This window comes from Halomonas shantousis (genome assembly GCF_054654615.1).
On record NZ_BAAIER010000002.1, the window covers coordinates 3,908,459 to 3,917,584 of the forward strand.

The 9,126-nt window shown below is 57.0% G+C and carries 13 protein-coding genes and 1 tRNA gene; 6 read left to right on the plus strand and 8 right to left on the minus strand.

The genetic code is table 11. The annotated features are described in order from the left end of the window. Positions 1-23: 23 nt before the first annotated feature. Both bla and ACYQ12_RS18460 read left to right on the plus strand, forming a co-directional pair. Positions 24-914 carry a class A beta-lactamase gene (bla, locus tag ACYQ12_RS18455; protein ID WP_459874430.1) on the plus strand — a complete coding sequence of 297 codons (891 nt, stop codon included), beginning with the start codon at positions 24-26 and terminating at the stop codon, positions 912-914. Positions 915-998: 84 nt separating this feature from the next. After that, entirely contained in the window at positions 999-1,331 is a 333-nt protein-coding gene (locus ACYQ12_RS18460) for a hypothetical protein (protein ID WP_459874431.1), read from the plus strand. A gap of 31 nt (positions 1,332-1,362) precedes the next feature. Here the strand turns inward: ACYQ12_RS18460 and ACYQ12_RS18465 are convergent, their stop codons facing one another. After that, positions 1,363-1,785, minus strand: coding sequence for a DUF4124 domain-containing protein (locus ACYQ12_RS18465; RefSeq protein WP_459874432.1), 423 nt, complete (start codon positions 1,783-1,785; stop codon positions 1,363-1,365). Positions 1,786-2,040: 255 nt separating this feature from the next. On the opposite strand from ACYQ12_RS18465, the gene ACYQ12_RS18470 reads away from it, so the two are divergent. The 3 genes from ACYQ12_RS18470 (at position 2,041) to ACYQ12_RS18480 (ending at position 3,395) form a co-directional block, all read left to right on the plus strand. Beyond that, positions 2,041-2,658, plus strand: coding sequence for a cell wall hydrolase (locus tag ACYQ12_RS18470; RefSeq protein WP_459874433.1), 618 nt, complete (start codon positions 2,041-2,043; stop codon positions 2,656-2,658). Between the two features lie 108 nt (positions 2,659-2,766). Continuing rightward, on the plus strand, positions 2,767-3,159 hold the full coding sequence (locus ACYQ12_RS18475) for a hypothetical protein (protein WP_459874434.1): 393 nt from the start codon (positions 2,767-2,769) through the stop codon (positions 3,157-3,159). After that, positions 3,159-3,395: a hypothetical protein gene (locus tag ACYQ12_RS18480; RefSeq protein WP_459874435.1), complete on the plus strand. Its 237-nt coding sequence runs from the start codon at positions 3,159-3,161 to the stop codon at positions 3,393-3,395. The genes ACYQ12_RS18475 and ACYQ12_RS18480 overlap by 1 nt, the downstream gene beginning before the upstream one ends. A 42-nt stretch (positions 3,396-3,437) precedes the next feature. On the opposite strand, the gene ACYQ12_RS18485 is transcribed toward ACYQ12_RS18480, so the two are convergent. The 6 genes from ACYQ12_RS18485 to ACYQ12_RS18510 all read right to left on the minus strand — a co-directional run bounded on the left by ACYQ12_RS18485 (position 3,438) and on the right by ACYQ12_RS18510 (position 7,557). Continuing rightward, positions 3,438-3,674, minus strand: coding sequence for a hypothetical protein (locus ACYQ12_RS18485; protein WP_459874436.1), 237 nt, complete (start codon positions 3,672-3,674; stop codon positions 3,438-3,440). A 159-nt stretch (positions 3,675-3,833) separates the two neighbouring features. Continuing rightward, the gene (locus tag ACYQ12_RS18490) at positions 3,834-4,007 is read right to left on the minus strand and encodes a hypothetical protein (RefSeq protein ID WP_459874437.1); all 174 of its coding nucleotides are present in this window, start codon (positions 4,005-4,007) and stop codon (positions 3,834-3,836) included. 224 nt (positions 4,008-4,231) lie between these two features. After that, the gene (locus ACYQ12_RS18495) at positions 4,232-4,951 is read right to left on the minus strand and encodes a hypothetical protein (RefSeq protein WP_459874438.1); all 720 of its coding nucleotides are present in this window, start codon (positions 4,949-4,951) and stop codon (positions 4,232-4,234) included. A 98-nt stretch (positions 4,952-5,049) separates the two neighbouring features. Further along, positions 5,050-5,649 (minus strand): HEPN domain-containing protein, encoded by a 600-nt coding sequence (locus ACYQ12_RS18500; RefSeq protein ID WP_459874440.1) that lies wholly within the window; start codon positions 5,647-5,649, stop codon positions 5,050-5,052. Further along, a complete protein-coding gene (locus tag ACYQ12_RS18505) occupies positions 5,639-6,691 on the minus strand; it encodes a DUF262 domain-containing protein (RefSeq protein ID WP_459874441.1) in 1,053 nt (350 codons plus the stop codon). The genes ACYQ12_RS18500 and ACYQ12_RS18505 overlap by 11 nt, the downstream gene beginning before the upstream one ends. 789 nt (positions 6,692-7,480) lie before the next feature. Next, positions 7,481-7,557 (minus strand) — tRNA-Arg (locus tag ACYQ12_RS18510). 235 nt (positions 7,558-7,792) lie between these two features. On the opposite strand from ACYQ12_RS18510, the gene ACYQ12_RS18515 reads away from it, so the two are divergent. Continuing rightward, positions 7,793-8,611 (plus strand): c-type cytochrome, encoded by an 819-nt coding sequence (locus ACYQ12_RS18515; protein WP_459874442.1) that lies wholly within the window; start codon positions 7,793-7,795, stop codon positions 8,609-8,611. Positions 8,612-8,720: 109 nt separating this feature from the next. Here the strand turns inward: ACYQ12_RS18515 and ACYQ12_RS18520 are convergent. Continuing rightward, the coding region (locus tag ACYQ12_RS18520; RefSeq protein ID WP_459874443.1) for a 3'-5' exonuclease at positions 8,721-9,126 on the minus strand (406 nt) is incomplete at its 5' end.

Genomic DNA, 9,126 nt, shown 5'->3' on the forward strand with positions numbered 1-9,126 from the left:
TCATTTCCTACCAGGACACAAGAATGACAATCCGGATTTCACGTCGCCGGCTCCTTGCCGCCTCCCTGCTCACCGTGCCGGCAGTGGCCATTTTCCCGGTCAGTGCGCAACCGCCGCAGCCCGGCCAGGCCATCGAAGCGCGCCTGGCCGAGCTGGAACGTGCCCACGGTGGCCGCCTGGGCGTGGCGATGATGAATGTCGCTACCGGCCGCCAGGCCGGGCATCGCGCCGATGAGCGCTTCCTGCTGACCAGCACCGCCAAGGTGCTCGCGGCGGCGCTGGTGCTGTCCCGGGTCGAGCGCGGCGAAGAGCGGCTCGACCGGCGCGTCGTCTATTCGCATCAGGATCTGGTGACCTGGTCGCCGGTCACCGAGCATCACGTCGGCGGTTCCGGCATGACGGTGGCGGCACTTTGCGAGGCGGCCATCACGCAGAGCGACAACACCGCCGGAAACCTGCTGCTGGCCAGCTTCGGCGGGCCCTCCGCCCTGACCGCCCATGCCCGTTCGCTGGGCGACGATGTCACCCGCTTCGATCGCATCGAACCCGATCTGAACGAGCACGAACACGCCGGCGATGAACGCGACACCACGACGCCCGCGGCGATGAGCAAGAACTTCCATGAACTGTTCGTGGGCGAGGCGCTCTCAAAGGCCTCGCGCGCCCAGCTGGCCGCCTGGCTCATTGCCAACAAGACCGGCGATGCGCGGCTTCGGGCGGGCTTGCCGGCGTCCTGGCTGGTTGGCGACAAGACCGGCACCAACGGCAGCGGCACCTCGAACGACATCGCCATTGCCTGGCCCATGGATCGCGGCGCGGTGATCGTCATGGCCTACTGCGACATGCCTTCGGTGTCGGTCGAGGCCCGCAACGGGATCATTGCCGAGGTCGGACGCATCGCCGCGCAGGTGTAGCTGCACCATCCGGTAATGCACTCTCCAACCTCAGAAAAGCGTTTCTGGCCTACGCTGAAGACATTTGCCACGGGAGGATTCGTCATGCCGTTGAGACTCGAAGGCGCTGTCACGCTGCACGTCGGCGGGGAGGAGGAAAGCCTGCGCATCGAGGCCTCCGACTTCCGCTGCGAAGAAGCCGGACTGAGGATGCTCGGCGAGGGGGCGCGACATGAATTTCTCTATACCTTTGATGAGCCCCGATTCGGTCTGCGTCTCTCGGCCACCGCCATCGATGGCGTGGTGGAGCTCGACAACGTGATCATCGAGGTCAAGGGCGATGCCCAGGTGATGGAGGAAAGCAACACGCTCCTGGCGTCGTTCGTGCACGATCCCGACAGGGACGACGAGCCCTTGACGCCCATCTCGAGCAACTGACGGGCCGTCTCGGCTCGGGCTGGCGCGCTGCCTAGCGAGGCTCCAGGGACGTGCAGTAGCGATCGATGATCCGCTGGTACTCGCCAGCCGTCGCGTCGGACTTCCAATCCACGGGGCGAAGCTGTTGCAGCCTGTCCAGGCGTTCCCGGGCGGCAAGGCACTGGAAGGGGTCGACATTCTCGCCCTGGACCTGCTGGACGTGGAGATCCACCTCCCCGGCTGCGCCCTGCGGGTTGCGCGATGCCTCCCGCCCGGTTTCGACCGGCTCCGGCAGGCGTGTCGGCGGCGGCGTGGCGGTCACCGTGATCCCCGGCAGCTCCACGCTGGCGGCATCGCTTGCGCACGGCTCGCCCGCATAGATCGTATGGCCGCCCTCGGCCGCGCACTTGTAGACCTCGGCTATCGCCTGGCCGCTTAACGCTATCCACAGCACAACCGCTACCGTGCATTTCATGGCATCCTCCCTCGCCTCGTTTCAGCTTAGGCGGAAAATCTCCAGGCCTTGCACGAATTCTCGGCGCAATGTGTCCAACGGTGGCCACCGGCAAGCCGGATCACCTCACGCTACACTGGGTGTGTCGAGAAACGAGCGGCCCCCACGCAGCACGACCGGGCTGGGATGAGCGATGGCTCACGCCATGCGGGCAAGCGCAGCCGCCTTCGGGCAGCCACGGGTATATGCCGGCTCGATCAACCAAGAGGTTCGACCATGCGCCAGACAGGTTGGGCAGGTTTTCTTGCCATCGCCCTTCTTCTCGCGGGACAGGCCGGCGCGGCTGATCCAACGGAGAGAGCGGAGAGGGCGGCCATCGCCGAGCAGAAGGCGGAGATTCTCGAGCACCGCGCCTCCGATGAAGGCAGAGGAGGGCCGCCCTCCCCCGCCAATCTGCTCACGCAGCCCGGGGTGCAGGCGGTCGACCCGGCCGGCAAGGCGCCCCTGGACGATGCGATTACCTGCCTTTCGCGCTCGATCTACTGGGAATCCCGGGGCGAGAATGTCGACGATATGCAGGCTGTCGCCAACGTGGTGATGAACCGCCTCGGCCATGAGGGCTTCCCCAGTACGGTATGCGGCGTGGTCATGCAGGGCTCCGAGACGGGCAGTTGCCAGTTCTCGTGGTGGTGCGACGGCCGCCCCGACCAGGCGCAGGAGGTGGAGGCCTACGCCGAGGCCAAGGAGATCGCCCGCAAGGCGCTCAACCGGCAGTTGAAGGACGCCACCCGGGGCGCAATGTTCTTTCACCATCGCAATGCCTCGCCCAGTTGGGCCGCGAGCTACACCAAGACGTACGAAACCGCACAACACATCTTCTACAAGCCAGGCTAGGCAGTTCGACTGTCACCTCGCGGGGCGCACATCCCGGGCATCCAACAAGTCACCGCGCCCCGGGACATCGCCGGCGTCGTTCAACGGCCCAAGCCACAGGAGTTCAGCATGAGTGATTTCGATAACCTGGCCAGAAAGCTCGCCCGCGCAAGAGCGAAATACGGCCCGCTGGCGGACAGGATCATCAAGGGCGAATCCAAGGCGCTGGATGAGCTCGTCGAGGCACTGCAGGCCTATGCCGACGCGGACGACGCCGGGCAGGCAGCGGACGAGAAGCCCTCCCCCAACCTCGACCAGACCATCGCGCAGTACCGCGACACCAAGGCGGCCATGGAAGCGATCATCGACCGCCACATGACGACGGCGTTCAAGGAGATAGAGCAGGCGTTCGGCGACACCCCGACCCGGGTCGATCTGAACGTGACGGAGCGACAGACGATGGACGACAAGTACCCGAGCGGGAAATACGCCGGCAGCAGGGTTCGGTTAGGAGGCGAGTGATGGTGAGAATCGATGACGCACGCCAGTTGTCCGAAGGCGAAGTCGCCGTGCTCCATGAAGGCACCGCTCTCGACTACGCCTATGTCGAAACCGAGGACGAGGCGTTCTTTGAAGTGACGGAGGAACAGGCCGTCGAGATCGCGCGCGCCTTCACCGAGAAGCGCCATCCCATCACGGTCAACGGCCGCAATGTGGTTGCCGTCAGGCAACGGCCCAGCCGCATCGGCAGTCCGTGAGGCACACCCCGCCGGGGCGAGGGCCGGGCAGCACCGATCGTCTCAATGCCTGACTGACACCTGTCTGGCTTCCGCCTCTGCCGCAATGATGGCTTGCCTTGCGCGCTCGTGTTTGACGTACAGGTGAAAGTAGTCGTCCTGCTCGTTACCGGCCTGCGACGAGCGATCCAGCAGGAATCGCCGGCTGTATGCCAGGTACCGAAAGGACTCCTCCTGCGTCAGGCCCACCATGGTTTCCTCGCCTTGCCTGCCCGTGGTCAGCAGACGCATCTCCATCATACAGGCACGCTCAAGGCGCGTTAAACTCAGCTCTTTCATCGGTCGCGCTCAGGGTTCAGGGAAGGCACTAGCGTACCCAGAGCGCGCCAGGGTCAAAGCGTCAAATAGCGAAGTAAATCACCGCGAGTGTGTCACGGTCGCCACTCAGCGATAGCCCGCCTAAACGATAAGCGAATTCAGGCGGGCAGCTTCATTGGCGGCATCGGCTTCGCTATCGAAACTCGCCACCACGATCTCTTCGCTGGCGTTGCGGGTATCGACGACCCACCACTTGGGCGATTGCGCCTCCGCCGGATCGTCACTGGCTGCCGGCTTTACCAAGAACATGTTCATATCGCTCTCCTGTCGGGTTCAAGCCCCATTGTAGAACACGCGCTTCGGCCCTCATGTGCCGGGATGCCGCAGGAGTCTTCTGCAAGCCAGGCGAAAAGGCCCGGCGTGGCGGTTTCGGCAACCGGGCCAAGAAGCTCGTCCGCGCGGGAGCGAAGTATGGCCGTTATTGAGGAAGGAATAGGCTAGTAAGGAGGGGGCTATCGGCCAGAAGCGGAGGTATAGAGTCATTTTGGAAACCTCATCCTTAGAACTTGATACTCATGTGTTTTGGTAATGGCCGGACAGACTGTTTCAAAGTGCCTGAGGAATGATTGCGCTTCAATTGAATCGGTCCGAACATGGGGGCTGATATGTTTATGTAACGCTATTCCTGCATTAAGAGTGAGAGGAACAAAGCTGAAGAAAATATGTTCTTTAGGAATTTTTTTTTGCCTTGCCTCTTTCTCAAATGCCTCGGAATTTAAATACTCTTTTATCAAAGAAGCTGCTTCAGGCCGTAACCGAGATTCACTCTTGGGAAGTGACAGAAAAAGATCTAAATCGTGCCAGGAAAGAGGAACATCAAAGCAGTCTCCACCCTCTTCCTCTTCGGAAGCAGGAAAATCGACATAAAAGTACGTTTCAGGCACTTGCGGCTCATCACTTTCGTAGCGATGAAAATTATACAGACTCCTGATTCTGTTCGCTTTGTTATGGTGCCGTGCGTTCCTTATTGCTAGGATGGTGCACAGCTCTGGTACTTCGTACCAGTTCACAGTTGTTATGCCATTTTGTAGCATTAAGTCGTAAAGGCTGTGAAAAGCGTTGAGCTTAGCGTTAATGGCAGTTTCTATAGTTCCTATCGCTTCCGCAGTATCCACTGGCATAAGCTCATAAAACTTCCAATTCGACTCTAGCAAGATGCGAAAAGCTTGTGCTAGATCTTCAAATGAATATGTAAGCATACAATTTCTACTCTGGATTCCCCTCGGTTAACGTAAATCTTTGCGGCGGTTTTGGCATCGTGAAATGGTGGTAAAATTGTCTGATAATAGCGATTTATTTATGCACTTCCCGCAGCATGCAAAACTGCATCTTTTACGGCACTCATATATTTTTTGAAAATTTTAATATTTGAGGAAAGATCTGAAAAAGAAACATCTACAGCACTATCGTTATGGTGAACAATGCTATTTCTTTTATTTACAACAGAGTTAACAAGGTCTTTGTTATTATTGAATTCTTCTTCTTTCGACAGATCAATTCCTAGAATCCGATAAGCTTTAATGGTTTTATAAGGATTTGCAGACAACCCATCTGAAATTTCCTTTCTATTTGAAGGGTAGTTAGCCTCCTCGAACCTCAGGTCTTTCTCTTTTGGGTCTCTAGATGTTTTCCAATAAATGAAATTATGAGGTATTTTAGCCAACGTTATTCTGCGATTTATTTCTTTTGTATACACATAGGCCAAATCTTGAAGATAAGCTTCCAAGTATGAACAAATATTTATCATGTAGGACTTTACAAAAAAATTGACATTATCTGAAAAAAGTTCATCAGGATTATCAGACAGCACACGCTCTTCAGATAACTTTATTACCTCAAATAAATTATCGTATAGCTTGTTGTATCTTTCGCACAAGTCATTAATTTTATCCTGCATTAATGGCAGCCTCCAAAAGCTGAGACCAGCTCTGCTTCCTTCTAAGAATCGATGACCTATTTTGTAGCCCACCAGAAAGCGTCCTTTTAAAGTCGTCACTTTCACAAAGAGCTAAATAGGCATCTTTTATATCATCTTTCTTTGCTTTCGCTACATCATGATCCAATCTCCCCACGGTCGGCATCAGAAGATCATAGTGAACAAGCCCCTTCCTTTTTCTCTCCGCTGCAGGATTTGTAAAAACATTATCGCCAAAAACTTCTATACAATTCTCAAGCGCTTTGTTAAAACTACATCTATACTCTTCTAGAGCCTCGACATCGAGTTCTGAATTTTGCTCCATGTAGTCATCCAGAAAATCTTTAAGATTGGTGTTAAAACCTGTTAGACCAGAGTCGTCAGAAAAAGCAAAGAAACGCAGAACCTGCTCTTCCGACTCTAAGCTATTTCTTTCAACACCAGAGTTATCCGCTAGACCGAACCTTGCGATAAAGGGGTTCTCAGCGAGCTCAACCAAAAGCTCATCAAGGGTGCCTGGATATAGAGCATGGCGGATCTCCTGGTCTGAAAGTTCGACAGCCCCTTGGTTCAGTCTTGAAAAGATTTCCCGGACAAGACTCTTCGGATTCTCTTTTCTCAGTATGATGCACCGGATTGTTGTAGTTTCTAACTCAGTTTGTAGTGCACCTAATTCAGAGAATTTTTTTCCTTCTATTTCTTTGAAGGTAGTCATTCCCTCTAATGCAAATTCATCATTGAAAAATCGAGCAATTGTTGTGAGTCGCTGAACACCATCTATTACCATGTGGCGTCCATCTTCATCCTCTGCAAAATAGCATGATGGCAGCGGTATCCTCATGAGGCATGACTCTATGAATCTTGAAGATCTTACCCAGCCATCTTTATCCCATTTGTACTTCCTTTGAAAATCCGGGTCCAGTTTTAGCTTCGGCGGCTTCGACTGAATTCTGTTTACAAGCGTTTCGAATGGGTAATCAATTGGATAAAGGTTTAGAGTTTTATCCTCAGTAAAATCAGTCATTTTTCTTCCTTAGGTTAAAATATTTAACAATCAAATGTACATAGCAGGCATTAGATACCACGCGCTTTCCCACTTGAACGGGCGTGTTCAACACGATTACACCGCACCCTTAATCCAATGATTTCAATACATATTTTATTAAACTTGCTATGTAATACGCGCATATTGCCTTTTTAGGCACGTCCGCTTTGGGTCGATAGCGGCCAATACGTTTAGCTATAAAATTTGTTAATCAACCTATTTATCGCAAACGACCTGGAGCCGACAGCGCACTTGGAGGCAGGGCGGATACGCTACCGCCACCCAGACACTCAAATGCCTGGAGCCGCACCACCTCTTGTCAGTGCTCTGCCGTATAACATCCAAACGTGACCCTACGCCTAAACCCAGCGCGCAATTTAACCTCAAAGCCCTGATATTACTTTCGGCCGTTTGGCTAATATCTTGAAAAAAGAAAGGCCGCGCAATGCGCGGCCTTCTCGTTCGGCAGATGGTTTTGCTTGGCGGCTCGCTGCTGCGACGGCATGCGTTTGCGATGCGGCAGCGGTCGTTGGCCGGCTCCGAGCGTGATCGCAAGCGGCTATCGTATATAGGGCGGAATGCGTCAGCGCTTGAAAAGCGTATCCATGCGCGAGTCGATGCCGGGCCTGGCAATCGTGACGGATGCGTTGGTAATAAAGATCACGCCTTGCGAGCTTGGGGATACAACGCAGCGGAAGCCAAGCGCCATTGGCGGGCTTCCAGGCTTGTCGAAGCTTGGGGGTGCGATACGGACACTCGGGGAGGAGATGGCGCGCCTGGCGGGATTCGAACCCACGACCCCTGCCTTCGGAGGGCAGTACTCTATCCAGCTGAGCTACAGGCGCGCGGTGGCTGTCGCCGTGCCGCGTGGCAGTCACCACGGCAGCGCGGCCATCCTACCCGCTTGCTTGTGTCGTGTCCAGCACAGGCCGGAGCCGAAAAGCCTTGATTGATGTCATGTAAGCGGCAAATGGCGCCTGTCCGGCGTTTTCCCGCCCGTTGCGTTGTCGCTATACTGGCGGCCTTTGTATTCGCGTCGAGTACCGTTTCGACTTCAGGACCGTGAACGAGGTGGTAAGAGTGAAACCCAGCAAACTGATCGTAGGGTGCCTGGCGGCCCTGGGCCTGTCCCTGGGCTCGGCGCAGGCAGCCGACATGTCCAAAGAGGCGATCGCCGAACGTCTGGCGCCGGTAGGCGAGCTGTGCCTGCAGGGCGATGACTGCGGCGGCGCACCGGCCGTGGCCGCCGTCAGCGACACCGGCGGAGCGCGCAGCGGTGAAGACGTCTATTCCAGCGTCTGTTCGGTATGCCACGCCTCCGGCGTTGCGGGCGCTCCGGTACGCGGTAGTGAAGCCGACTGGAGCGCACGCCTGGAAAAGGGCATGGAGACGCTCTACAGCCATGCGATCAACGGTTTCAACGCCATGCCGCCCAAGGGGGGCAATCCGTCGCTGTCCGACCAGGAGGTCAAGAACGGCGTCAACTACCTGACCGAGCCGGTCCGGGGTGACGATGTCGCCATCGATACCGGCGATGCCGCTGCCGAAGCAGGCGCTACCGAAGAGAACGCTGGGGGCGAAGCGACTGCCGACGCGGGCGCCGATTCAGGCAATGCGAGTGCCGTAGGTGCCACCCAGGTGGCTGCTGTCGGCGACACCGGCAATGGCGAAGAGGTCTACAACTCTATCTGCATGGCGTGCCACTCCACCGGCGCTGCCGGCGCGCCCAAGCGTGGCGACGATACCGCCTGGGAACCGCGTCTGGCCAAGGGCGTCGACACGCTCTACGACCACGCCGTCAACGGCTTCAACGCCATGCCGCCCAAGGGGGGCAACCCGGCGCTGTCCGACGAGGACGTGCATAACGCCGTCGACTACATCATCAGTGCTCTGCAGTAACGAGACATGACACCGGCAGAACGGGGCGCCTTTGGCGTCCCGTTTCGCTTCCCTCTTCCCTCTTCCTGTCTTTCTGATTTCCCGGTTGCCGCTGCCGGCCATTGCCGCCCTATCCCAGCAGCGAACGCAGCCCGGCGATGGCATCCTGGCCGCGGGCCTGTTTCTTCTCGGGATCTTCCTTGTCGGCGCGCCCTTCCCATTCGAGATCCTCGGCGGGCAGCTCGTCGAGAAAGCGGCTCGGCACGCAGTCGAGCAGTTCGCCGTAGGCCTTGCGCTGGCGCGCCAGGGTCAGGGTCAGGGTGCGCCGCGCGCGGGTGATGCCCACATAGGCCAGGCGGCGCTCCTCCTCGACGGTGCCGGCCTCGATGGAGTTGCGGTGCGGCAACAGCTCCTCCTCCAGCCCCATGAGGTAGACGTGAGGAAACTCCAGTCCCTTGGAGGCGTGCATGGTCAGCAGCTGCACGCGGTCGGAGTCGTCCTCCTCGGCCTGCTGCTCGAGAATGTCGCGCAGCACC